Genomic DNA, 20825 nt, shown 5'->3' with positions numbered 1-20825 from the left:
GCCGTTAATTTAGGGGGCTGCGGGATCAACGATTAAGATGAATTCCGTTGTTTCGCCTCAACAGGCTTGATATAACGTGCTGCGCATTCGTATCCGCCAGGACGCGCGGATGTGAAGTGAAATAATAAAAGAGGGGATGAAGAGAGTGAATAAGTCACAGTTGATCGACAAAATTGCTGCAGACGCTGACATTTCTAAAGCAGCAGCCGGACGTGTTTTAGACGCATTCACCAGTTCTGTTTCCGACGCGCTGAAAGGCGGCGACGAAGTGGCTCTGGTGGGCTTTGGCACCTTTTCCGTACGCGAACGTGCCGCACGTACCGGCCGCAACCCGCAGACCGGCAAAGAGATCACCATTGCCGCTGGCAAAGTACCGGGCTTCCGCGCCGGTAAAGCGCTGAAAGACGCTGTCAACGCATGACATCGCATCCGTCCACAGAAGCATTTTCTTCCGTGGACTAGAGGACGGTTCTTGCGTTCTCATGTAACATACGGGCACATCAAATTTGATGTGCCTTTTTTATTCGGATCCGGGGATAAATCGCGCTAAGACTTGTCTCAACAGGAGTGAAGCTGCCAGGCTAAACGGCAGTTGCGTAACGGCCTTTATCCGACAGGCGTTGCGCCCGAGGTTTATATCCACACTACAGCGGAGCGTTGTCATACCATGATGGACAATTTACGCGCGGCGTCGAATCATGTCGTGCTCAAGGTTATTTTGGGGTTGATTATTCTCTCCTTCGTGCTGACCGGCGTTGGCAACTACCTTATCGGCGGCGGCAGCGATTACGCCGCTAAAGTCAACGGACAGGAAATCAGCCGCGCGCAGCTCGATCAGGCGTTCAACAGCGAGCGTAGCCGCCAGCAGCAGATGCTGGGCGATCAGTTCTCGCAGCTTGCCGGTAACGACGGCTTCATGCAGCAGATGCGTCAGCAGGCGCTGTCGCAGCTGGTAGACCAGGCGCTGCTCGATCAGTATATCAACGACCTCCACATTACTATCAGCGACGATCAGGTCAAGCAGGCGATTTTCGCCCAGCAGGCGTTCCAGACCAACGGCAAGTTCGACAACGCGAAGTATAACGCTCTGCTGAGCAGCATGGGCTTTACCGCCGATCGCTACGCGGAAGCGCTGCGCAAGCAGCTGGCAACCCAGCAGCTGATCAACGCCGTCGCCAATACCGACTTTATGCTGAAAGGCGAAACCAGCAAGCTGGTGGATCTGGTGTCGCAGAAGCGCGACATCCGTCAGGCGACCATCGACGTCAACGCGCTGGCGGCGAAACAAACCGCGTCAGCCGACGAGATTGCGCAGTACTACCAGCAGCATAAAAACAACTTTATGGCGCCGGAGCAGTTCCGCGTCAGCTACATCAAAATGGACGCCGCCAGCCTGCAGGCCAGCGTCAGCGACGCCGACATTCAGAGCTGGTACGACCAACATAAAGCGGACTACACCCAGCCGCAGCGTAACCGCTACAGCGTCATTCAGACCAAAACCGAGGCGGATGCCAGCGCCGTGCTGGCGCAGCTGAAGGGCGGGGCTGACTTTGCCGCGCTGGCGAAAAGCAAATCGATCGATCCTATCTCCGCGCGTAAGGGCGGCGATATGGGCTGGCTTGAGCCGGCCACCACGCCGGACGAGCTGAAAAACGCTGGCCTGACGCAGAAAGGCCAGCTTTCTGGCGTGATTAAATCGTCGGTCGGCTTCCTGGTGGTGCGTCTGGACGATATCCAGCCGGAGCAGATCAAACCGCTGGCCGAAGTGCGCGACGCGGTGGCCGAAAAAGCGAAGCAGGAGAAAGCGGTCGACGCCTTCTACCAGCAGCAGCAGAAAGTGAGCGAAGCGGCGAGCAACGACAATGAGTCGCTCGCTGGCGCCGCACAGGCTTCCGGCCTGAAAGTGGTTGAGACCGGCTGGTTCAGCCGCGACAGCGTGCCGCAGGAGCTGAACTTCGACGCGGTGAAAAACGCCATCTTCAACGGGGGCCTCACCGGACAGAACGGCGCGCCAGGCAACAACTCCGACGTGATCACCGTGGATGGCGACCGCGCGTTTGTGCTGCGTATCAGCGAGCACAAACCTGAAGCGGTTAAACCGCTGGATGAGGTGAAAGCGCAGATTGCCGACACGCTGAAGCACGATAAAGCGGAACAGCAGGCGAAGGCGCAGGCGGACAAACTGCTGGCCGATCTTAAAGCGGGCAAACAGGAGGCGCTGAGCGCGGCCGGTCTGACGCTAAGCGCCAGCAAAACCGTCGACCGTAACAGCCAGGATCCCATCGCGCAGACCGCCTTCAATCTGCCGCAGCCTGTTGACGGTAAAACGTCGTGGGGCGTGAGCGAAGATATGCAGGGCAATGTCGTGCTGGTGGCGCTGGATAAAGTCAGCAGCGGTACGCTGCCGCAGGAGCAGGTAGACGAAATGATTAAGGGCGTAACGCAGAATAACGCGCAGCTGGCGTTCGAAGCGCTGCTCGCTAACCTGCGCAAAGAAGCCAAAATCAAATACGGTGCCGCGGCGCAAATGCAGTAACGCTCGCAAAAAAGTGTTTTGCAGTAAGAAACGAAAAGGCCGCCTGCGCGGCCTTTTCCATTTCTGAATGTTGCCTTTTGAGGCCTTCGCTCTTCTCTGTCACCCTCTCCTTGCTGTTAAACATAAGGAGAAACAGAGCATGTCTAAATCACTATTGTCCGTTCTTTGCTTCACCCTCGCGCTTGGCGGCGCACTCGGCTACTCCAGCCTGTCAGCGGCGGAAACCGCAGGTGAGAAACCGATTGCCCAGGCCGCACAGGCGGCAGGCGAAAAAGTCAGCATTAACGAAGCGACCGCCGAGCAGCTGTCGGCGGCGATGAACGGCGTCGGGCTGAAAAAGGCGCAGGCGATTGTCAGCTATCGCGAGCAGTATGGGCCGTTTACCGCCGTCGAACAGCTGAAGGAGGTGCCAGGCATCGGCAATTCGCTTATTGAACGTAACGCTGAGCGGCTGAAACTGTGAGCTAAGACGCAACCCTGACGCTTTTGCCGCGCGGCAAAAGGCCTTTTGCTACGCTAGAGAGGTCATACCAGTTAAGCCCTCTTTAACGACAGGAGATGTCAGGCATGCAGACCACAATTAAAGTTCGCGGCTATCACCTCGACGTGTATCAGCACGTCAACAATGCGCGCTATCTGGAGTTTCTTGAAGAGGCGCGCTGGCAGTGGCTCGAAGAGGCAGACGCGTTCAGCTGGCTGCAGCAGCAGCAGCTGGCGTTTGTGGTGGTGAATATCAATATCAACTACCGTCGTCCGGCTGTGCTGGGCGACGTTCTGGCGATTCACAGCGAAATGGCGCAGCTGAACGGAAAAAGCGGCGTCATTACCCAGCGCGTCACGCTGGCGGGGAGCGAAATCCTGGTGGCGGATGCGGCGCTGACCTTTGTCTGCATCGATTTGCGCACGCAGAAAGCGGTTGCGCTGGAGAGCGAACTGCGCGCGCGGCTGGAGGCCTTCTCCGCCTGAGGCAACAGCACGGCGCATCTGAGCAGCGCCGCGCCAGTATCAGACCAGGCCGCTTTTGCTTTTCATTACTGCCATCACGGCGTCGCAATCGGCGAGATAGTCATTCAGGCCCCGTGCGCGCAGATGACAGGCGGCACATTCGCCGCAGCCGTCGCCCTTGACGCCGTTATAGCAGGTCAGCGTCTCTTCGCGTACCAGCGTCAGGCTTTGCCAGTAGTCGGCCAGCGCCCATGTCTCTGCTTTATTGAGCCACATCAGCGGGGTTTCAAAACGCACCTCGCGCGCCATGCCAAGGCTGACGGCGTGATTCAGCGCCTTAACGAACTCGTCGCGGCAGTCAGGATAGCCGGAAAAATCGGTTTCGCAGACGCCGGTGATCACGGCCTCCGCCTCCACCTGATACGCATAAACCGAAGCGAGGGTGAGGAACAGAATATTGCGTCCTGGCACAAAGGTGCTCGGCAGGCCGCTGGCAGCGGGATCGTAAGAGGGGACAGGAATGTTGTCGCGGGTCAGGCTGCTTACCGCCAGCTCGTTCAGCAGGGTGACGTCGAGCACCTTATGGGCGCGTGCGCCCAGCTTCAGCGCCAGCGCACGGGCAACATCAATCTCTTCGCGATGGCGCTGGCCGTAGTCGAAGGTGACGCAGTGCACCTCGTCATACTGCTGCAACGCCTGAATCAGGCAGGTAGTGGAGTCTTGTCCACCGCTAAAGACGACAACGGCTCGTTTCATCATATTGTCCTGGTCGAAAATTTTGCCTCTATGGTAATCACTCTCCCGCCCGCTGAACAGCGCGAAGCGCGGCTTTACGCCGTCAGCGGCGGCGGAACCCAGGCGCGGCTGAAGTCGAACCAGCCGAGGGGGTTGAGCTGGATACCCTCTACGCCCGGTGGAGCAAAGATTTGATAGCGATAGTTGAACAGCGGCAGCAGCAGACCGTCGCGCATCAGACTGTGGTAGAGCTGGTGCAGCGCGACGCGGCGCGCCTCGCCGTCGGCCAGCCGCTGTATCTCCAGGAGCTGCTGACGAAGATGATGGCTGGTTGCCGCAGGCCACAACCGATCGATCTCCAGCCAGCTTGCCAGCGTAAAAAGCGGCGCATCGCCGATCAGCCGGTCGCCCATCACCAGATCGGCCTGCGCCAGATCCTCGCTGCCTCGCCAGCTTTTCACCTCGTGAAAGATCAGCGTGAGTTCACAGCCTTCCGCGCGCAAGAGTTCACGCAGCGCCTGCGCCATCTCATGCAGTTCGACCGGTAGCTGGTAGTGCAGCGTCAGGCGCGGCGGCAGACGCGCCGCCTCATCCTCTACAGGCGGCACTGGCCAGCTCGGCAGCAGCTCTTTGCTCGGCGTAATCAGCCCCTCTTCCAGCGGCAGCTGCGCCACGATGCCGCTTTGCTGCAGCAGGCGGAGCAGACGACGCGCCTGCGCCGGGCTAAAACCGGCGCGCGGACGACAGGCGAGGTAGCAAAAGCCGAGGCTGATGCTGCGGCTGACCGGACGCAGCGACGCCAGATCCGCCGCATCGCCAATGGCGATCTGCACCGGATGGCGGCAGCTGGTGCCGAGTGCGCGATCGAACAGCGTCGGCGTAATCCAGTACTCAACCGCCTGCATCAGCGGCAGCGGCAGGTGACAGCGCGTATGGCTCTCAATACGCACCAGCTCGGACGTGAAGTGCGCCAGCTTCCAGGGGCCGCTGCCGAGGCGCGGCTGCTGCGGATGGGGCAGCAAACAGAGCTGATGCGCCAGTCGCCAGGGCAGCCAGTAGTCGCTGCGGCTCAGCCGAAAGCGCAGCGCCAGCGGATGCGGCGCGTCTACGCTTGCGACCGCCGCCAGCAGGCGCTGCGCGCGCGCGTCCTGCAAAATGCGCTGAAACTGCTCGACCAGCTGCGCGGCCTGAAGCGGCTCGTCGTTATGCCAGAACAGCTGCGGGCGCAGCCAGAACAGCCAGACGCGCCCTTCGTCGGCGTGCTGCCAGTGATGCGCCAGATCGCCGACCGGCTCGTCCGCTTCGAATCGCGTCAGGCCGGAAAAGAGCTGACGCGCCAGGTGCTGTTCGGCGCGCCCGACAATCTGCAGCGGCGCGACGGAATCGAGCGGACGATAGTAGGGGATGCGCAGCACAGGAGCATCGTTTTGCCACTGGCCGCCCATCAGCGGGCGCAGCAGATCCACCAGCCGCTCCGGCGCCATATCCAGCACCTGCAGCGCTTCGGCGGCGTTGCCCGCCTGCAGCTGCGTCTGCAGCAGCTGTTGCCGCAGCTGTTCGGGTGAGCGAAGAAAGGTCAGGGTGCCCAGCCTGCCGCGCCCCGATTTGCCCTGCCAGCGCAGCCAGCCTGCATGCTGCCACTGCGAAAGCAGCGTGCGCAGGTGGCGCTCGCTGCAAAAACAGCGGCGCGCCATCTCGGCCACGCAGGTCTGTTGGGGGGCGCCCTGGCTCTGCTGCCACAGGCGCTGAAACTGATTGAGGCGATTGAGCTGGCGCATAGAAAACCCGGAACAGTTTTCAAAAAGTATTCACTATTAGTTCCGGGATTGCCAGGCGATAGTGAATGCTGACTTATCAACGGGAGAGAGCAATGGCGCGACTTGCCGCATTTGATATGGATGGCACGCTGCTGCTGCCCAGCCACCAGCTGGGACAGCAGACGTTAAACAGTTTGCTGGCGCTGCATCAGCGCAACGTGCAGCTGGCCTTCGCCACCGGCCGTCACCTGCTGGAGATGCAGATCCTGCGGCAGCGCATTACGCTGCCCGCCTGGCTAATTACCGGTAACGGCACGCGCGTGCACGATCTGGACGGCAATCTGCTGTTTGCCAGCGATCTCTCGCCTTCGGTGGCGGAAGAGGTACTGCATAGCCGCTGGAAGAGCAGCGCCACGGCGCACGTTTTTAACGACGAGGGCTGGTTTACCGGCGTACCGGCGCCGGAGATGCTGCAGGCGCACGCGCTGAGCGGCTTTCGCTACCAGCTACGCGATCTGAAAAGCATTCCCGCGCATCAGGTCACCAAAATCTGCTTCGTCGAACGTCACGACGCGCTTTGCCAGCTGAAAGCGCAGCTTGAGGCGGCGCTCGGCGACCGCGCCCATATCTGTTTCTCGGCGCTGGACTGTCTGGAGGTGCTGCCGCTCAACTGCAACAAAGGCAGCGCGCTCGCCATGCTGTGTCACCATCTTTCACTGCCGCTGGCGGAGTGCATGGCCTTCGGTGACGCCATGAACGACCGTGAAATGCTGGGGCTGGTGGGGAAAGGGTTTGTGATGGGCAACGCCATGAGCCAGCTTAAGTCGGCGCTGCCCCATTTGCCGGTTATCGGCCATTGCGAGACACAGGCGGTGTCTCACTTTTTAGATCACTGGCTGGCGACGCCGCACCTCGCGTATTCCCCCGAATGCTGAGGATTAGAGTGAAGCGGACAGGGAGTCCGCGATTTTATTCCAGCTCGCGCTGCCAGCGGCTGATATCGCCAAACTGCCGCGCGACCCAGCTTTCATCGTAATAGCTGTCGGGATAGCGCTCGCCGCTGTCGCACATCAGCGTCACCAGCGCGCCCCGTTCGCCGTTCGCTCGCATCCGCTTCGCCACCTGCATCATGCCCCAGAAGTTGGTGCCTGTTGAGGCGCCTGGCTTACGGCCGATAATGTGCGCCAGCTTCAGCATCGCCGCCAGCGTGGCAGCGTCCGGCACCTTCATCATTTCGTCAATCACATCGGGCATAAAAGAGGGCTCGACGCGCGGACGGCCGATACCTTCGATTTGGCTGCCGCGCGGGCTGCGCAGCGTCGCGTCGCGGCTGTGCCAGTAATCGTAAAACACCGAGTGCTCGGGATCGACTACCAGCAGCCGCGTGGCAAAACCCTGATAGCGAATATAGCGGCCCAGCGTCGCCGAGGTGCCGCCGGTGCCGGCGCCCATAATAAGCGTATGCGGCACGGGACAAGGCTCGAGCGCCATCTGGCGGAAAATGCTCTCGGCGATGTTATTATTGCCGCGCCAGTCGGTGGCGCGTTCGGCGTAGGTGAACTGGTCCATAAAATGGCCGTTCAGCTCGCGCGCCAGCTGCATCGAGGCGCTGTAAAGCTCGCACGGGTCGGTGACGAAGTGGCACTGGCCGCCATAGAACTCAATCTGCTCGATTTTGCGCTTCGCGGTGCTTGCCGGCATGACGGCGATAAAGGGCAGGCCGAGCAGCTGAGCGAAATAGGCTTCCGAGACCGCGGTGCTGCCGGAAGAGGCCTCGATCACCGGCCTGTTCTCTTTGATCCAGCCGTTCGCCAGTCCGTAAAGAAACAGCGAGCGCGCCAGCCGATGCTTCAGGCTGCCGCTGGGATGCGTGCTCTCATCTTTCAGATAGAAATCGATGCCGGGATAATCCGCCAGGCGAAAGCGAATCAGGTGGGTTTCGGCGGAGCGCTGAAAGTCCGCGTTGATCTCATTAATGGCGTGGCGAGTCCAGTTACTCATAATGCTATTCCAGCTGAAAAGTTGTGCTGATTGTAAGGCACGGGCAGGAAAAAGAGTTGGCTTTATTTCCGCTATAATGGCGCACCTGGAGAAAAATATTCTCCCGAGGAGAGAAATGTTAGATAAAACCGATCGTCATCTGCTCGATCTGCTGCAGCGCGACGCTACGCTGTCGCTGCAGGCGCTGGCGGACGCCGTCAACCTCACCACCACGCCATGCTGGAAGCGACTGAAAAAGCTGGAGGATGACGGTATCATCCGTGCTCGCGTTGCGCTGCTGGATGCGGAAAAGCTCGGCCTCGCGCTGACCGCCTTTATGTTTGTCAAAACGCAGCAGCACAGCCGTGAATGGTATCAGCGCTTCGTGACGGCGGTGCAGGAGATGCCTGAGGTGCTGGCGTTCTACCGCACGGCGGGCGAGTTCGACTATCTGCTGCGCATCCAGGTTGCGGATATGAAGCGCTACGACGACTTTTACAAGCGTCTGGTCAACAGCGTGCCGGGCCTGATCGACGTCACCTCCAGCTTCGCCATGGAGGAGATTAAATACACCACGGCGTTACCCATTGCCCCCTGAGGCAAAAGAAAGAGAAGAGTCTAGTGCGACTATTTAGCCAGTTAAGTTGGTATTTCATCCGCGAGTGGCGACGCTATCTGGGCGCGGTCGCTCTTCTGATCGCGATCGCTATCCTGCAGCTGCTGCCGCCGCATCTGGTGGGCGTGATCGTCGACGGCGTCACGCATCACACCATGAGCGGGCGCGCTATCATGATGTGGATCGGCGTGATGCTGGTGACCGCCGTGGCGACCTATCTGCTGCGCTACGTCTGGCGCGTGCTGCTGTTCGGCGCCTCCTATCAGCTGGCCGTCGAACTGCGCGAAGATTTTTATCGCCAGCTCAGCCGCCAGCATCCCGCTTTTTATCTGCGCCATCGCACCGGCGATCTTATCGCGCGCGCCACTAACGACGTGGACCGCGTGGTGTTCGCCGCTGGCGAAGGGGTGCTGACGCTGGTGGATTCGCTGGTGATGGGCTGCGTGGTGCTGCTGGTGATGAGCCTGCAGATCAGCTGGCAGCTGACGCTGCTGTCGCTGGTCCCGATGCCGATCATGGCGCTGTTTATCCACCGCTACGGCAACCAGCTGCACGATCGCTTCAAGCTGGCGCAGGCGGCTTTTTCCAGTCTGAACGATCAGACGCAGGAGAGCCTGACCAGTATCCGCATGATTAAGGCGTTTGGCCTGGAGTCGCACCAGTCAGATCAATTCTCCGCTATTGCACGCGATACCGGCGCGAAAAACCTGCGCGTGGCGCGCGTCGATGCCCGTTTCGATCCCACCATTTATATCGCTATCGGCTTCTCGAACCTGCTGGCGATTGGCGGCGGCAGCTGGATGGTGTGGCACGACCAGCTGACGCTTGGTCAGCTCACCAGCTTTGTGATGTATCTTGGCCTGATGATCTGGCCGATGCTGGCGCTGGCGTGGATGTTCAACATCGTTGAGCGCGGCAGCGCCGCATGGAGCCGCATCGACGCGCTGCTGGCGGAAGCGCCTGCGGTCGTGGATGGCGATCGGGAACCGCCAGCGGAAGCGGGCGTGCTGCAGGCTTCGATCCGCGCGTTTCGCTATCCGACCAGCGCCGCGCCGGTACTGCGCAACCTCAGCTTCACGCTGAAACCGGGGCAGATGCTGGGCCTGTGCGGCCCGACCGGCAGCGGAAAAAGCACGCTGCTTAGCCTGCTTCAGCGCCATTTTGATATCGACCAGGGGGATATTCGCTACCACGACATTCCCCTGACGCAGCTGCGCATCGACAGCTGGCGCCGTCGGCTGGCGGTCGTCAGCCAGACGCCGTTCCTCTTCTCCGACAGCGTGGCGAGCAATATCGCACTGGGCAAGCCCGACGCCACTCAGGAGGAGATTGAGCGCGCGGCGACGCTGGCCTGCGTACATGAGGATATCCTGCGGCTGCCGCAGGGGTATGCAACTGAAGTGGGCGAGCGCGGCGTGATGCTTTCCGGCGGCCAGAAGCAGCGACTCTCTATTGCGCGCGCGCTGCTGCTCGACGCGGAGATCCTGATCCTTGATGACGCGCTGTCGGCGGTCGACGGCCGCACCGAGCACGATATTCTGCACAATCTGCGCCTCTGGGGCCGGGGCCGCACCCTGATTATCAGCGCGCACCGCCTGTCGGCGCTGGCGGAGGCGAACGAAATTCTGGTGCTGCAGCAGGGCGAGATCGCCCAGCGCGGCGATCATGACGCGCTGGCGGCGCAGCCGGGCTGGTATCGCGATATGTATCGCTATCAGCAGCTTGAGGCGGCGCTGGACGAAGACGAATCGGCAAAAGGAGCGCTCGATGGCGACCTCTAAACGCTTATGGCCGACGCTGAAGCGGCTGCTCGCCTACGGCAGGCCGTGGCGTAAATCGCTGGCTCTGGCGGTCGGTCTGCTCTGGATCGCCGCTGCGGCCGAGGTGACCGGACCGGTGCTGGTCAGCTACTTTATCGATAACCTGGTGGCGAAACACCAGATGCCCTGGGGGATTGTCGCCGGGCTGGTAACAGGCTTTATTCTCCTCCAGCTGCTGGCGGCGGGGCTGCACTATTTTCAGGCGCTGCTGTTTAACCGCGCGGCAATTGGCGTGGTGCAGCAGCTGCGCAGCGACGTGATGGACGCGGCGCTGCGGCAGCCGCTCAGCGCCTTTGACACTCAGCCGGTCGGGCAGATTATCTCGCGCGTCACCAACGATACCGAAGTGATCAGGGATCTCTACGTGACGGTGGTGGCCACGGTGCTGCGCAGCGCGGCGCTGATTGGCGCGATGATGGTGGCGATGTTCAGCCTCGACTGGCGCATGGCGCTGGTGGCGATGACCATCTTTCCGCTGGTGCTGACGGTAATGCTGATTTATCAGCGTTACAGCACGCCCATCGCGCGCCGCGTGCGCAGCTATCTGGCGGATATCAACAACGGCTTTAACGAAGTGATCAACGGCATGAGCGTGATCCAGCAGTTTCGCCAGCAGGCGCGCTTCGGCGAGCGCATGAGCCAGGCGAGCCGCTCGCACTATGAAGCGCGTATGCAGACGCTGCGGCTTGACGGTTTTCTGCTGCGCCCGCTGCTCAGCCTGTTTTCAGCGATGATCCTTTGCGGCCTGCTGATGCTGTTCAGCTTCTCTTCGCCGGGCATATTTGAGGTCGGCGTGCTCTATGCGTTCATTACCTACCTTGGCCGCCTGAACGAACCGCTGATCGAACTCACGACGCAGCAGTCGATGCTGCAGCAGGCGGTGGTGTCGGGCGAGCGAATCTTCGAGCTGATGGATGCCGCGCAGCAGCGCTACGGCAGCGACGATCGCCCGCTGGCGTCAGGACGCATCTCGCTGCGTCAGCTAAGTTTCGCCTATCGCGCCGATCGCGAGGTGCTGAGCGACATCAACCTTGAGGTGCCGCCGCGCAGCTTCGTGGCGCTGGTCGGCCATACCGGCAGCGGTAAAAGCACCCTCGCGAATCTGCTGATGGGCTACTACCCGGCGACGCGCGGCGAAATCTGGCTGGACGATCGTCCTGTTGGCCAGCTCAGCCATCAGACGCTGCGGCGCGGTATCGCCATGGTGCAGCAGGATCCTGTGGTGCTGGCGGACAGCCTGCTGGCTAACGTGCGCCTCGGCCGCGATATCAGCGAAGAGGCGGTCTGGCAGGCGCTGGAGCAGGTGCAGCTCGCCTCGCTGGCGCGCGCATTGCCGGACGGCATTCATACGCGCCTGGGCGAGCAGGGCAATACCCTCTCGGTCGGGCAGAAGCAGCTGCTGGCGCTGGCGCGCGTGCTGGTGGCGATGCCGCAGATCCTTATCCTCGACGAGGCGACCGCCAATATCGACTCTGGCACCGAGCAGGCGATTCAGCAGACGCTGAGCAGGCTACGCCAGCACACCACGCTGGTGGTGATCGCTCATCGTCTGTCGACCATTACCGAGGCGGACACGATTCTGGTGCTGCATCGTGGTCAGGTGGTAGAGCAGGGCGATCACGCCGCGCTGCTGGCGCGACAGGGACGCTACTGGCAGATGTATCAGCTGCAGCAGGCGGGCGATGAACTCGCGTCGGGCAAGGCCGTCGCCACCGTGGAGTAAATTGCACCTTTTTTGCGCGCATTTATCAGAATGTTCTTACCCTTTGCACTTCTTTGAGGCCAGAAGCACCAAAGAAGTGCAGATTATTTAGCCTCTGGTTTCCCTTTTCTTCTCTCGCTCTCTTCTTTTGCCATTTCAAACCGGCCCGGCCTGCCTTTACGCCGCGTCGCATTCGCTCCTTCATTCCTGGCACAGCCTTTGCTTCTGTCTCTGCGTGTCTGAGGCGACTCACTTGTCTATTACCCGGAGGGGATGCAATGAAGCTGGTTACCGTGGTCATCAAACCGTTCAAACTGGAGGATGTGCGCGAAGCTCTCTCCTCTATCGGCATTCAGGGGCTGACCGTCTCTGAAGTTAAAGGGTTCGGCCGCCAGAAAGGCCATGCAGAGCTCTATCGCGGCGCCGAGTACAGCGTGAACTTTCTGCCCAAGGTCAAGATTGACGTTGCCATCGCCGACGATCAGCTCGACGAAGTGGTGGATGTGATCAGCAAAGCGGCCTATACCGGCAAGATCGGTGACGGCAAAATTTTTGTTGCCGAGCTGCAGCGCGTTATCCGTATTCGTACCGGTGAAACCGACGAAGCAGCGCTTTAATTTCGGCTACGTTATCTGATGGGATGGAAAAAAATGAATAAAGCACTCACCTTATTGGGCCTCATCAGCCTGTCGCTGTTACCGTCGCTGGCGATGGCTGCGCCTGCCGTAGCGGATAAAGCCGACAACGCCTTTATGATGATTTGCACCGCGCTGGTGCTGTTTATGACAATTCCAGGGATTGCGCTGTTTTACGGCGGTCTGATTCGCGGCAAAAACGTGCTCTCGATGCTGACGCAGGTGGCGGTGACGTTTGCACTGGTCTGCGTGCTGTGGATTGTGTACGGCTATTCGCTGGCCTTCAGCGAAGGCAACGCCTTCTTCGGTAGCTTCCAGTGGGCGATGCTGAAAAACATCGAGCTGAAAGCGGTTATGGGCAGCTTCTATCAGTATATCCACGTAGCGTTCCAGGCGTCGTTTGCCTGCATCACCGTGGGGCTGATCGTTGGCGCTATCGCCGAGCGTATTCGCTTCTCCGCGGTGCTGATTTTTGTCGGTGTGTGGGTGACGCTGGCCTATCTGCCGATTGCGCATATGGTCTGGGCGGGCGGTTTTCTGGCACAGGATGGCGCGCTGGACTTCGCTGGCGGCACCGTGGTGCATATCAACGCCGCCATCGCGGGCCTGGTGGGCGCCTATCTGGTAGGCAAACGCGCCGGCTTCGGCAAAGAGGCGTTCAAGCCGCATAACCTGCCGATGGTCTTCACCGGCACGGCGATCCTCTATGTGGGCTGGTTTGGCTTTAACGCCGGCTCCGCCTCTGCCGCCAACGAAATTGCTGCACTGGCCTTCCTGAACACCGTGGTAGCGACCGCAGGCGCGGTATTGTCATGGACCTTCGGCGAGTGGGCGGTACGCGGTAAACCGTCGCTGCTGGGTGCCTGTTCGGGCTTTATCGCGGGCCTGGTGGCTATCACGCCAGCCTGTGGCTATGTCGGCGTCGGCGGCGCGCTGATTATCGGCCTGGTGGGCGGTCTGGCCGGGCTTTGGGGCGTGACCTCGCTGAAGAAAATGCTGCGCGTGGATGACCCGTGCGACGTCTTCGGCGTGCACGGCGTGTGCGGCATCGTCGGCTGTATCCTGACCGGCGTGTTCGCCTCTTCTTCGCTGGGCGGCGTCGGCTATGCGGAAGGCGTCACCATGGGGCATCAGGTATGGGTGCAGCTGTTCAGCGTCGGCGTAACGATCGTCTGGTCTGCGGTGGTCGCCTTTATCGGCTTTAAGCTGGCGGATATGATTGTTGGGCTGCGCGTGCCGGAAGAGCAGGAGCGTGAAGGTCTGGACGTTAACAGCCACGGCGAGAACGCTTACAACCAGTAAGCCGTCGGGCGAAGAAAAGCAGTGCGCTAAGAAAAAGAAAAACGAAAAGGGGCGACAATTCGCCCCTTATTTTTTGCCTTTGCGCAGCCTGGTAGCTTATTCACTGCGCTGACGCATCACCCCTTCCTGCACGGTCGACGCGACCAGCACGCCCTGCTGGTTATAGAACTCGCCGCGTACAAAACCGCGCGCCCCGGAGGCCGAGGTGCTCACCACGCTGTAGAGCAGCCAGTCGCTGAAGTTGAACGGGCGATGAAACCACATGGAATGGTCGATGGTAGCGACCTGCATATCGGCCTCAAGAAATCCTTTGCCGTGCGGCTGCAGCGCGACCGGCAGGAAGTTGAGATCGGAGGCGTAGCCCAGCAGGTACTGGTGAATGCGAAGGTCGGCAGGCAGCCCGCCGTTAGCGCGGATCCAGACCTGTCGTACCGGCTCGTCGACGCGGCCTTTCAGCGGATTGTGGATTTGAACCGGGCGTATCTCCAGCGGCCGCTCGGCAATAAACTTCTCCCGCACCTTTTCCGGCAGCAGATGCGCCATCTTTTGCGCCAGATCCTGCTCCGACGCCAGCGTCTCCGGGCCGGGCACTTCAGGCATCGCGTTCTGGTGCTCGAAGCCGCTCTCAGGCGCCTGGAAAGAGGCGGTCATATAGAAAATAGGCTGCCCGTTCTGCACCGCGCTGACGCGGCGCGCGCTAAAGCTTTTGCCGTCGCGCAGGGTTTCCACGTCGTAAATAATGCCTTTCTTGCTGTCGCCCGGCCGTAAAAAGTAGCTGTGGAAAGAGTGGATAATACGCTCCTCCGGCACGGTTTGCTTCGCCGCGTAGAGCGCCTGGCCCACCACCTGACCGCCAAACACCTGACGCAGTCCTAAATCTTCGCTCTGGCCGCGAAAGAGACCCTCTTCCAGCTTTTCCAGATTTAACAAATTCAGCAGATTTTGCAGCGCCTGGCTCATAGTGCAATCCTCACAAAGTTAACCCGCTCAGTGTGAAAGATCCGACCAGTTGCCGTCAATCAAAGAGTGCAGCGGACGCCACGCAAGGGCAGAGAGGAAATATCTGGATTTTATGCCAGGATTAACCACATAAGGCGAATGAAACCCCAGGCGATGAATTCGCAGCCAATAATCATAGTGATCAGATGGAGACGACATCAATGAAACTCTGGCAAATGGTAAGTGGTATTACCCTGATTGCAGCTGCCGCAGGCTGTGCCGATCACAGCAAGCCGGTACCGGTACCGACGCTGGGCGCCAGCGCGGCAGGGCAACAGGCGGCGATTGCGCAGCCTAACGTGAGCGGGTCGGTCTATATTCGTCAGCGGATTGCATTGCCGCCTGACGCAGTGCTGACGGTCACGCTCTCCGACGCCACCGTAGCGAACGCGCCGTCGAAAGTGCTGTCGCAGCGCGCCGTACACACGCAGGGCAAGCAGGCACCGTTCCAGTTTGTGCTGCCGTTTAACCCAGCGGATATCCAGCCCAACGCGCGTATTCTGCTGAGCGCGGCGATTACCATCGACGGCAAGCTGGCCTTTATCACCGATTCGGTGAAACCGGTCATTAACCAGGGCGGTACCAAAGCGGAACTGCTGCTGGTGCCGGTACCGCAAACCGCGCTGCCTACGCAGCCCGGCGCGGTCAGCACTGTGCCGTCGACCTCGCCGACGCAGGTGACGCCATCTTCCGCCGTACCGGCACCAACACGTCTGTAATCCTCCAGGAGCGGGGCGGCTTCGCCCCGCTGTCAGGGCTGCCAGCGATAAACGTCCAGCGCAACGCGCCCATCGTCGCTTATCTCAATACCTTCTGCCGCCAGCGCATCGCGTTGCCTTAACAGATCGTCGCCCTGTAGCGAAAGGGTTCCGTGACGGTTAATGACGCGATGCCACGGCAGCCGGCTGCCGGCAGGTAAACGACGCAGCACGCCACCCACCTGACGTGCCGCACGCGGCGAACCCGCCAGCCGGGCAATATCGCCATAGGTGGCAACGTTACCTGGCGGAATAGCGGCAACGATGTGCCATACGCGCTGCTGAAAACTCTCTTGCGGATCCATAACGACCTTGCGCAGAAGCAAAAATGCTACTCTAACACGGCGACGCGGCCCCCTGGCGAGACGTATTGTTCAAGAAAACAACGGTCATCCGGACGGCGCTTGCAATTACCGGGGGCTTCCCTGATAATGCCCCCGCCTTCGAAAGAGGGCTTGTCAATGGAGGCTCTGTTGGTCCTCCCGCAATGCTAACTTGTGAACTCGGTCAGGTCCGGAAGGAAGCAGCCGCAGCAGGCGACGCGTGTGCCGGGATGTGGCTGGCAGGGCCTCCACCATTTTCACCCCTCGGAAAATCCTCAGACATCTCTCATAACCGCCACTCCATGGCCAGTTAAAGATTTATTCAGAATTAAGCGGGTGTTATGCAGTAAAGAGGAAGGAAAAACAGTGTGTTAGCGCACGAACTTCCATACTGAGCCAGGAACTTTATCGTAAAGTTTGTTCATTGTCAGTTCAGCCAGACGGTGATCGGCAGCAGAGTAAAATACCGCCAGTTCGTCATCGGATAATTCATACTTATTCTTTTCAATGACGCGTTCGAGCGTATCGATCGAGCGGCAGCGTCTCAGCCGCATCAAATAATCAGTTTTCGTCAGATTTTTATCGTTCATAAATAAACCGGTCTCGTGTTTACCTAAATTGAGTGACTGGGTTGCTGAAGAAAAGCGCACTCTTCGCTAAAAAGATTAAATAAGCGTCGGGCGGAACGCTGCCACCGATTCAGATCTTGTGCATTGATACCGTAATTAGTAAATAGCATAAAGGTATCGTCAAGATAGTCGTCGATTTGCGTTATCAGATCTTCATCTTCAGCATGCTTTATTTTGTAATTCATCGTGAAAGAAGCAATGTGCTCAATCAAATCATTAAGCTGTAAATTGTTCTCAGAAGTAGGGTCGTTAACCCAGCCGTGATGGCTGTCAGTCAGCGTCGCCATGCTTTCATCAAACAGGCTCTCACACAGGAATTTAAGCTGGGCAATATCATGCCGTTTCGGTGAGTACTCGTCCATCTTTTTCCCCTCCATAGCTTGCACGGATACCGCAACGCGGCGAGTTAAGGTTAAGCGGCCAGGAAGTGATTACGAATAGCGGTCAGAGCTTGGGATACATTAAATATAAAACACAATCATTAGATTTGCTCACCTCAATTACTAAATATTACAATTCGTCAGCGGGTGAGGGTTGCTGGCTCTCAATGAGCTCAAACTCAAGTCTGCCGGGAAGAACCTGAAACTGAACCTGCTCTTCGCGCGTAAAAACTTCATTTAAATCCAGACAAGGACTAAATATATGTCCATCAAATTGATAAAGCATTTTAAAACGATTGCTGGCTAACTTTTCTACAGACTTTATTTTAAAACTCTCCGGAACTAACTGCGCATGAGGCGAATACCATTGCAAATCTCCTGCCAAAGGCTGCGCTATTTTGGGAATATTCCGTTGGATAAACGCCGTTAATTCTGGGACAGACGGGTTATCCGGGCTGATATTGCTTTCAAGCTGCAGTGACATTTTCATTTCCTGCTCGATGAGATTGTTAAACCGATCATTAGACTTGTGCAACTACTTTGCAACTCCTCTCTTAACGACAAAACCTATTGTTATTATTCGTAAAGCTTTTTTCCTTACTGAATCAAATAAATGGCATCGTCTTTCAGGAAGGCGTGCCGGGTAACGGATACCTTTTGAAACATATTGCCTGCACGCTCTGCGCTAAAATTGAGATAGATTGTTGTTATGTTATAACATTATGAGTAAATCATGGATCAGAGTGGAATGCTTCTTTCACTAGGCGGAAGAGTCGCTGTGGCCTTGTCTGTCATCGTCCTGCTGGCGCTGGCGATCGTGTGGGGAGTCGCATCATGATGCGCTTTACCCAGCTGCAGGCGGGCTATCAGAACAGGGCGGTAACCCCGATGATTAATGCCGAGTTAACGTCCGGCAGCATGACGGCGCTAGTCGGCGCCAATGGCAGCGGCAAATCGACGCTGCTGAAAACCATCGCCGGGCTGATCAAACCGGTAGCCGGAAAGTGCGAGCTGCAACTTCCCCGGAAGGCTATCGGCTGGATGCCGCAGCGCAGCGAGCTGGAGACGCGCTTTCCGTTGACCGTTTTTGAACTGGTGTCGATCGGCTGCTGGCCGCGCTGCGGCTGGTTTGGCGGCATCAGCCGCAGCATGCGCCGGGAGATCGAGCAAGCGCTGGATGCGGTGCAGATGAGCAATTTTGCCAGCGCACAGCCCGCCACGCTGTCGGGCGGCCAGCTGCAGCGCGTGCTTTTCGCCCGACTGCTGCTGCAGCGCAGCCCGCTGTGGCTGCTGGATGAGCCTTTTAACGGCATCGACAGCAAAACCGTGACGCTGCTGATGTCGATCCTGCAGCAGCAGCGGCAGGCGGGCACCACGCTGCTGGTGGTGCTGCACGACCGCCCGCTGGTGGAGCGCTATTTCAGCCAGCTGCTGTCGCTGGACGACGCGGCGCTACAACCGGCCAGCGACGCGTCGGTCGCACTGCGGAGCCTGGCCTCATGACGCTGATTCAGCCTTTCATCGAATTCGGCTTTATGCGTCGCGCGCTCATCGCCTGCGTGGCGCTGGCGGTGAGCGCCACGCCGCTTGGCGTCTTCCTGTCGCTGCGCCGCATGAGCCTGATTGGCGACGCGCTGTCGCACGCGGTTTTGCCGGGCGCGGCCATTGGCTATCTGATATCGGGTTTGTCACTGGTGGCGATGGGCGTCGGCGGGCTTATCGCCGGGCTGGCGGTGGCGCTGCTCTCCGGCGCGGTAAGCCGCTACACGCCGCTGAAAGAGGACGCCAGCTTCGCCGGTTTTTACTTAGGCTCGCTGGCGCTTGGCGTCACGCTGGTATCGCTGCGCGGATCGAGCGTCGATCTGCTGCATGTGCTGTTCGGTTCGCTGCTGGCGGTAGATAAGCCAGCGCTGCTGCTGGTCGGCGCCATCGCCGCCTTTACCCTGCTGATGCTGGCGGCGATCTACCGGCCGCTGGTGATTGACGCTTTCGATCCCGATTTTCTGCGTGCGCAGGGCAACTGGAGCGCGCCGCTGGTGCACGGCCTGTTTCTGCTGCTGGTGGTGCTGAATCTGGTGGCGGGCTTTCAGGTGCTCGGCACGCTGATGTCAGTGGGGCTGATGATGCTGCCCGCCGCCAGCGCCCGATTCTGGAGCCGCCATCTGGCATGGATGCTGGTCACTGCGATGGGGCTGGCGATCGCCGCGGCCGTTATCGGGCTGATGCTCTCCTGGCGCTTCTCGCTCCCGGCGGGCCCGGCGGTGGTGCTGAGCGCCGCGCTGCTCTTTTTTCTTTCTATTCTGGCAGGTCCATGCGGCGGCCTTCTGCGCCGCCATTAAACAGGGGTATTTATGAAGAAGTTATCGTTAAGCCTGGCGGTCGGCGCGCTGCTGATCAGCCCGCTCTCTATGGCGAAAACCGTGAATGTCGTCGCCAGTTTTACCGTACTGGCGGATATCGTAAAGCAGGTGGGCGGCGAGCACGTGAAGGTAAAATCGCTGGTCGGACCCAATGGCGATCCCCATACCTTCGAGCCGACGCCGCAGGATAGCCAGGCGCTGGCCCGCGCGGATCTGGTCTTCGTCAGCGGCCTTGGGCTGGAGGGCTGGATGGATCGTCTGGTGAGCGCCTCAGGTTATAAAGGTGACGCCGTGATGGCCTCGCGCGGGGTAGTGACGCGCAGCATGGAAGAGGAGGGGAAAACCGTGACCGATCCCCACGCGTGGAATAGCATGCACAACGGTGTCATCTACGCCACCAACGTGATGAACGCGCTGATTAAAGCGGATCCGCAAGACGCCGAGGCGATTCGCCGCAGCGGCGAAACCTATATTCAGCAGCTACAGACGCTGGACAGCTGGGCGAAAACCGCTTTTGCGGCAATACCGGCGGCGAAGCGCAAGGTGCTGACCAGCCATGACGCGTTCGGTTATTTCGGGCAGCGCTACGGCGTCATCTTCCTGGCGCCGGTCGGCTTCTCTACCGAGGCGGAAGCGAGTGCCAGCGATGTTGGCGGCCTGATCAAACAGCTTAAGGCCGAGCATATCCATAGCTACTTTATTGAGAACCAGACCGACCCGCGCCTGGTGAAGCAGATCGCCAGCGCAACCGGCGCGCAGCCGGGCGGCGAGCTCTATCCTGAGGCGCTCTCTGAGCCTTCCGGCCCTGCGCCCACCTATGTTGCGGCATTTCGCCACAACGTTGAGGCGATGATCCACAGCATGAAATAAAAAAAAGGCCGGGGAGGTTCCCCGGCCAGCTCTCACGACACTGACTATCGTTTTTTCTTTCTTCCCTGTACCGCTTTAAAGCGCGGATTCGATTTGCAAATCACAAAGACGCGTCCATGACGGCGCACGATTTTGCAATCTTTGTGGCGTTTTTTTGCCGACGCCAGCGAGCTCAATACCTGCATCTTTAGCGTCCCTGTTTATTAAGGAAGCGGCCGAAGCGCTGATTAAAGCGCGCGGCGCTGCCCTCTTTGGTGAAATCTTTTTGCTTGCCGGTGTAGTAGACGTGGGAGGCAGAAGAGACATCCAGCGTCACGTAGGGCAGGGTTTCACCTTCGAATTCGATGGTGCGCTCGGTTTTAATGGTGGAGCCAATTTTGAAATACTTATCGACAGTGGTGTCGTGGAACACGACTGGACGATAAGCAGGATGAATATTCGGTTTCATAACGCCTCACAAATGTTATGTTATAAAGTA

The 20825-nt window shown here is 59.2% G+C and carries 24 protein-coding genes and 1 other RNA gene; 15 read left to right on the top strand and 10 right to left on the bottom strand.

Going from position 1 to position 20825, the window contains the following annotated elements:
* Positions 1–145: 145 nt before the first annotated feature.
* The 4 genes from hupB to ACR6A7_RS06375 all read left to right on the top strand — a co-directional run bounded on the left by hupB (position 146) and on the right by ACR6A7_RS06375 (position 3502).
* On the top strand, positions 146–421 hold the full coding sequence (gene hupB / locus ACR6A7_RS06390; RefSeq protein ID WP_033752705.1) for a nucleoid-associated protein HU-beta: 276 nt from the start codon (positions 146–148) through the stop codon (positions 419–421).
* Between the two features lie 246 nt (positions 422–667).
* On the top strand, positions 668–2536 hold the full coding sequence (gene ppiD / locus ACR6A7_RS06385) for a peptidylprolyl isomerase (protein ID WP_434124005.1): 1869 nt from the start codon (positions 668–670) through the stop codon (positions 2534–2536).
* Between the two features lie 139 nt (positions 2537–2675).
* The gene (locus ACR6A7_RS06380; RefSeq protein ID WP_434124004.1) at positions 2676–2999 is read left to right on the top strand and encodes a ComEA family DNA-binding protein; all 324 of its coding nucleotides are present in this window, start codon (positions 2676–2678) and stop codon (positions 2997–2999) included.
* A 104-nt stretch (positions 3000–3103) separates the two neighbouring features.
* Complete coding sequence (locus tag ACR6A7_RS06375) at positions 3104–3502, top strand: YbgC/FadM family acyl-CoA thioesterase (protein ID WP_434124003.1); 399 nt, start codon at positions 3104–3106, stop codon at positions 3500–3502.
* 39 nt (positions 3503–3541) lie between these two features.
* On the opposite strand, the gene queC is transcribed toward ACR6A7_RS06375, so the two are convergent.
* Both queC and ACR6A7_RS06365 read right to left on the bottom strand, forming a co-directional pair.
* Positions 3542–4237, bottom strand: a complete 696-nt coding sequence (queC, locus tag ACR6A7_RS06370) for a 7-cyano-7-deazaguanine synthase QueC (protein WP_434124002.1) — start codon at positions 4235–4237, stop codon at positions 3542–3544.
* Between the two features lie 74 nt (positions 4238–4311).
* Positions 4312–5994 carry an SgrR family transcriptional regulator gene (locus ACR6A7_RS06365; protein ID WP_434124001.1) on the bottom strand — a complete coding sequence of 561 codons (1683 nt, stop codon included), beginning with the start codon at positions 5992–5994 and terminating at the stop codon, positions 4312–4314.
* A gap of 92 nt (positions 5995–6086) precedes the next feature.
* On the opposite strand from ACR6A7_RS06365, the gene cof reads away from it, so the two are divergent.
* Complete coding sequence (cof, locus tag ACR6A7_RS06360) at positions 6087–6908, top strand: HMP-PP phosphatase (RefSeq protein WP_434124000.1); 822 nt, start codon at positions 6087–6089, stop codon at positions 6906–6908.
* A gap of 34 nt (positions 6909–6942) precedes the next feature.
* Here cof and ACR6A7_RS06355 read toward each other — a convergent pair whose 3' ends face one another.
* Positions 6943–7974, bottom strand: coding sequence for a PLP-dependent cysteine synthase family protein (locus ACR6A7_RS06355; RefSeq protein WP_434123998.1), 1032 nt, complete (start codon positions 7972–7974; stop codon positions 6943–6945).
* Positions 7975–8089: 115 nt separating this feature from the next.
* On the opposite strand from ACR6A7_RS06355, the gene ACR6A7_RS06350 reads away from it, so the two are divergent.
* The 5 genes from ACR6A7_RS06350 (at position 8090) to amtB (ending at position 14028) form a co-directional block, all read left to right on the top strand.
* Positions 8090–8551 carry an Lrp/AsnC family transcriptional regulator gene (locus tag ACR6A7_RS06350; RefSeq protein ID WP_434123997.1) on the top strand — a complete coding sequence of 154 codons (462 nt, stop codon included), beginning with the start codon at positions 8090–8092 and terminating at the stop codon, positions 8549–8551.
* A 23-nt stretch (positions 8552–8574) separates the two neighbouring features.
* On the top strand, positions 8575–10350 hold the full coding sequence (locus ACR6A7_RS06345; RefSeq protein ID WP_434123996.1) for a SmdA family multidrug ABC transporter permease/ATP-binding protein: 1776 nt from the start codon (positions 8575–8577) through the stop codon (positions 10348–10350).
* On the top strand, positions 10337–12112 hold the full coding sequence (locus tag ACR6A7_RS06340) for a SmdB family multidrug efflux ABC transporter permease/ATP-binding protein (protein WP_434123994.1): 1776 nt from the start codon (positions 10337–10339) through the stop codon (positions 12110–12112). The genes ACR6A7_RS06345 and ACR6A7_RS06340 overlap by 14 nt, the downstream gene beginning before the upstream one ends.
* Positions 12113–12369: 257 nt before the next feature.
* The gene (glnK, locus tag ACR6A7_RS06335; protein WP_033752690.1) at positions 12370–12708 is read left to right on the top strand and encodes a P-II family nitrogen regulator; all 339 of its coding nucleotides are present in this window, start codon (positions 12370–12372) and stop codon (positions 12706–12708) included.
* 33 nt (positions 12709–12741) lie between these two features.
* On the top strand, positions 12742–14028 hold the full coding sequence (gene amtB, locus ACR6A7_RS06330) for an ammonium transporter AmtB (RefSeq protein WP_033752689.1): 1287 nt from the start codon (positions 12742–12744) through the stop codon (positions 14026–14028).
* Between the two features lie 96 nt (positions 14029–14124).
* On the opposite strand, the gene tesB is transcribed toward amtB, so the two are convergent.
* Positions 14125–14988: an acyl-CoA thioesterase II gene (gene tesB / locus ACR6A7_RS06325; RefSeq protein ID WP_033788820.1), complete on the bottom strand. Its 864-nt coding sequence runs from the start codon at positions 14986–14988 to the stop codon at positions 14125–14127.
* A 200-nt stretch (positions 14989–15188) separates the two neighbouring features.
* Here tesB and ACR6A7_RS06320 point away from each other — a divergent pair, with 200 nt between their 5' ends.
* Positions 15189–15746 carry a YbaY family lipoprotein gene (locus ACR6A7_RS06320; RefSeq protein ID WP_434123993.1) on the top strand — a complete coding sequence of 186 codons (558 nt, stop codon included), beginning with the start codon at positions 15189–15191 and terminating at the stop codon, positions 15744–15746.
* 32 nt (positions 15747–15778) lie between these two features.
* On the opposite strand, the gene ACR6A7_RS06315 is transcribed toward ACR6A7_RS06320, so the two are convergent.
* On the bottom strand, positions 15779–16090 hold the full coding sequence (locus ACR6A7_RS06315; protein WP_434123992.1) for an MGMT family protein: 312 nt from the start codon (positions 16088–16090) through the stop codon (positions 15779–15781).
* A gap of 166 nt (positions 16091–16256) precedes the next feature.
* Here ACR6A7_RS06315 and ffs point away from each other — a divergent pair.
* An RNA gene (gene ffs, locus ACR6A7_RS06310) (signal recognition particle sRNA small type) lies at positions 16257–16353 on the top strand.
* 126 nt (positions 16354–16479) lie between these two features.
* Here the strand turns inward: ffs and hha are convergent.
* The 3 genes from hha to ACR6A7_RS06295 all read right to left on the bottom strand — a co-directional run bounded on the left by hha (position 16480) and on the right by ACR6A7_RS06295 (position 17601).
* Positions 16480–16698 carry a hemolysin expression-modulating protein Hha gene (gene hha / locus ACR6A7_RS06305; RefSeq protein ID WP_033752683.1) on the bottom strand — a complete coding sequence of 73 codons (219 nt, stop codon included), beginning with the start codon at positions 16696–16698 and terminating at the stop codon, positions 16480–16482.
* 23 nt (positions 16699–16721) lie between these two features.
* Positions 16722–17099, bottom strand: a complete 378-nt coding sequence (gene tomB, locus ACR6A7_RS06300; RefSeq protein WP_033752682.1) for an Hha toxicity modulator TomB — start codon at positions 17097–17099, stop codon at positions 16722–16724.
* Positions 17100–17247: 148 nt separating this feature from the next.
* Positions 17248–17601, bottom strand: a complete 354-nt coding sequence (locus ACR6A7_RS06295) for a hypothetical protein (protein WP_434123990.1) — start codon at positions 17599–17601, stop codon at positions 17248–17250.
* A 350-nt stretch (positions 17602–17951) separates the two neighbouring features.
* On the opposite strand from ACR6A7_RS06295, the gene ACR6A7_RS06290 reads away from it, so the two are divergent.
* From ACR6A7_RS06290 to ACR6A7_RS06280, 3 genes are read left to right on the top strand one after another with little or no spacing between them, the layout of a single operon-like run.
* Positions 17952–18620 carry a metal ABC transporter ATP-binding protein gene (locus tag ACR6A7_RS06290; protein ID WP_434123988.1) on the top strand — a complete coding sequence of 223 codons (669 nt, stop codon included), beginning with the start codon at positions 17952–17954 and terminating at the stop codon, positions 18618–18620.
* Positions 18617–19456: a metal ABC transporter permease gene (locus ACR6A7_RS06285; protein ID WP_434123986.1), complete on the top strand. Its 840-nt coding sequence runs from the start codon at positions 18617–18619 to the stop codon at positions 19454–19456. Before ACR6A7_RS06290 ends, ACR6A7_RS06285 begins: the two co-directional genes overlap by 4 nt.
* A 12-nt stretch (positions 19457–19468) precedes the next feature.
* Complete coding sequence (locus ACR6A7_RS06280) at positions 19469–20347, top strand: metal ABC transporter substrate-binding protein (RefSeq protein WP_434123984.1); 879 nt, start codon at positions 19469–19471, stop codon at positions 20345–20347.
* A 44-nt stretch (positions 20348–20391) separates the two neighbouring features.
* Here ACR6A7_RS06280 and ykgO read toward each other — a convergent pair whose 3' ends face one another.
* Both ykgO and ACR6A7_RS06270 read right to left on the bottom strand, forming a co-directional pair.
* The gene (gene ykgO / locus ACR6A7_RS06275; protein ID WP_071997379.1) at positions 20392–20532 is read right to left on the bottom strand and encodes a type B 50S ribosomal protein L36; all 141 of its coding nucleotides are present in this window, start codon (positions 20530–20532) and stop codon (positions 20392–20394) included.
* 2 nt (positions 20533–20534) lie between these two features.
* A complete protein-coding gene (locus tag ACR6A7_RS06270) occupies positions 20535–20795 on the bottom strand; it encodes a type B 50S ribosomal protein L31 (protein ID WP_434123983.1) in 261 nt (86 codons plus the stop codon).
* Between the last annotated feature and the right edge of the window lie 30 nt (positions 20796–20825).

The sequence above is a fragment of the Pantoea phyllosphaerae genome (assembly GCF_051025595.1).
GTDB lineage: Bacteria > Pseudomonadota > Gammaproteobacteria > Enterobacterales > Enterobacteriaceae > Pantoea.
This window is presented reverse-complemented; position numbering and strand designations above follow the sequence as displayed.